Source organism: Micromonospora acroterricola, assembly GCF_003172955.1.
GTDB classification, from domain to species: domain Bacteria; phylum Actinomycetota; class Actinomycetes; order Mycobacteriales; family Micromonosporaceae; genus Micromonospora; species Micromonospora acroterricola.
Window position 1 is genome coordinate 1 of record NZ_QGKR01000253.1, and the last position, 2436, is coordinate 2436.

The following is a 2436-nucleotide window of genomic DNA, read 5'->3' on the forward strand; positions in this document are numbered from 1 at the left end:
GCCGCCCACTCGGCCGGGCGGGTCGACCGGCCCGGCGCCGCCCGGCGGAGTGGGCGGCACGGCGGGGGCCAGCTCGTGCAGGAACCGGCTCGGCTGCTCCTCGTGATCGTCACCGCCGACGGCGGCCGACGCCACGGCGCTGACCAGCAGTCGGTGTCGGGCCCGGCTGATGGCGACGTGGAAGAGCCGGCGTTCCTCGTCCAGCAACGCCGAGGTCTGACCCACCACGTTCGCCGCGGTGGCGCCGCCGACGGACCGGCCGGCCAGCACGTCCACCAGCCGCTCCGAGCCGAGCAGGCTGCCGCGCAGCCGCAGGTCCGGCCAGATGCCCTCCTGCACCCCGGCCACGGCGACCAGATCCCACTCCAGGCCCTTCGCCGCGTGCGCGGTGAGCAGCCGGACAGCCGCGCCCCGGTCGGCGGTCGGGGCGATGGTGTCCGCCGGCAGGTCCTGGCCGAGCACATGGTCGAGGAAGACCTCGGTGCGTGCGCCGGGGAGCCGGTCGGTGAACCGGGCCGCGGCGTCGAAGAGCACCAGCACCGCGTCCAGGTCCCGGTCGGCCGCCTCGGCCCGCCGCCGCCGGGCCAGGTCCCCCTCGCCGGCTGCCGGTCGGCTCTGGCCGATCGCGCCGGCCCAGCGTTCGGCCAGCCCGCTGGCCTCCCAGACGGCCCAGAGCACGTCCTCGGCGGTCGCGCCCGGCCGACCGGCGGCGGCCCGGGCGGTGGCCAGCAGCCCGGCAACCGCCTGCGCCGGCTCCGCCCACCGCCGCTCGATGCCGGCCAACTCGGCCGGGTCACGCAACGCCTCGACGATCAGCTCGCCGGACGGGCGCCGGTCGCCGCCGGCCAGCGCCAGCGCGCGCAGGCCCTGCCGCAGCCGCCGTTCGGCCAGCGGGTCGGCGCCGCCCAGCGGCGAGTGCAGCAGCGCGACCGCCGCCTCCTCGTCCAGGCGGTCCGGCTCCAGCGCGCAGCGCAGCAGGAGCAGCAGCGGCGCCACCGCCGGTTGCAGGTGCAGCGGCAGGTCCTCGCCGTGCACCACGGTGGGTACGCCGGCCGCGTGCAGCGCGCGTTGCAGGGTGGGCAGCTGCAACGCGGTGGACCGCACCAGCACCGCCATCCGCGACCAGGGCACGCCCTCGAGCAGGTGCGCGGAACGCAGCGCGTGGGCCAGCCAGGCGGCCTCACTGGTCGCCGAGCGGAACGTGTGCACCTCGACCACGCCGGGCGGGGCATCCGGCAGGGGGTGCAGCCGGCGGTGCGCCGCCGGACCCCGCAGCCGGCGGCCCAGCCGGGCGATCGCGGCGAGCAGGCCCGGCCCGGCCCGGTAGGACGTGGACAGCAGCACCTGCGCGGAGGGCGCGCCGGAGGCGGTGCGGAACCGGTGCGGGAAGGTCGTCACGCCGGCCGGGTCGGCGCCCCGGAAGGCGTACGTCGAGGAATCCGGGTCGGCGAACGCGACCAGCGGCTTGCCCCCGCCCGCGATCACCGAGAGCAGGTCGAGCTGGGCGGGGTCGGTGTCGGCCAGCTCGTCGACGTACACGTGGGCGAGCCGGCGGCGCTCGGCGGCCAGCAGGTCCTCGTCGTCGCGCAGCAGCCCGGTGGCCGCCCGGACCAGCTCGGCCGGGTCGTACGCGATCGAACCCCGGTTGCTGACGTCGCGCAGCGCGAGCACCGCGACGTACTCCCGCAGGAAGCGCGCGGCGGCCGGCCAGTCGGCGCGGCCGAGCTTCTCGCCCAGCCGGGCCAGGTCGACCGGGCCGATGCCACGCTCGGCGGCGCGCATGAGCAGGTCGCGCAGCTGGCCGGCGAACGCTCGGGTGCGCAGCGCCGGGCGTAGGTCCGTCGGCCAGCCGACCGGGTCGTCCTCGGGCTCCTCGCCCACCACGTCCAGCAGCTCGCGGATGATCAGATCCTGCTCGGGGCCGGTGAGCAGGCGGGGCGACGGCTCACCCCGTTCGGCGGCGGCACGGCGGAGCAACCCGAAGGCGTACGCCGGGAAGGTGCGCACCAGCGGCTCGCGCAGCACCCGGTGGCCGTCCTGCGCCACGCGGGCCTCGATGCGCTGGCGCAGGGCGGTGGCGCCTCGACGGCCGAACGTCAGCACCAGGATGCGTTCGGGGTCGACCCCTTCGGTCACCCGGGCGGCGACCGCCTCGACCAGGGTGCTGGTCTTGCCGGTGCCCGGCCCGCCGAGCACCAGCATCGGCCCGTCGGTGTGCCCGACCACCTCCGCCTGCACCGGATCGACTCGCCGGCCGGCCCCGCCGGCCCCGGGCCCGGCTGCCCGCTCGTCCCCACCACCGCTGACGGCTCCATCACGGCCGGTCGACGCGCCGTCGCCGGCGGGCACGGTGCGGCCGTCGGACGCGCCGGTGCCGGCGGGCACGGTGCCGCCGGCAGGCGCGTCCCCGTCCCCCCGCGCCGGCCGGCGGCACCG

1 protein-coding gene is annotated in these 2436 nt (G+C 78.3%); it reads right to left on the reverse strand.

What is annotated here, in order from left to right; translation table 11 throughout:
• Positions 1-2385: ATP-dependent helicase (locus DKT68_RS22395; RefSeq protein WP_109819367.1), on the reverse strand; the 2385-nt coding region annotated here is incomplete at its 3' end.
• Positions 2386-2436 lie beyond the last annotated feature (51 nt).